This is a genomic window from Peribacillus sp. SIMBA_075 (assembly GCF_046534585.1).
The window spans coordinates 1-245 of sequence record NZ_JAWRYN010001357.1 but is presented as its reverse complement, the minus strand read 5'-3'; the positions used below and the strand labels follow the sequence as shown (position 1 = coordinate 245).

Below are 245 nucleotides of genomic sequence, written 5' to 3'. Positions count from 1 at the left end.
CTATAGTCTCACTAACAGATGCAAAGGGGCGATATTTCAATGACGAAGCGAAAAGATATTCATTTTCGAATTGAAGAAAAATTACTTGAAAGGTTTGAATCTGCACTCCATTACGAAGGTTTAAAGAAAACCGACGTATTAACACACGCGATTCAGCAATTTTGTACGAAAGTGGAATGCGAAAAGATGAATGATGTAAAACGCCAATACAACGTAAGCAACCATTTACAAACACGTATCGATAC

At 36.3% G+C, this 245-nt stretch carries 1 pseudogene; it reads left to right on the top strand.

Going from position 1 to position 245, the window contains the following annotated elements:
* Positions 1–18: 18 nt before the first annotated feature.
* Positions 19–245, top strand: a pseudogene (locus SB775_RS32765) (class I SAM-dependent methyltransferase); the annotation flags it as partial.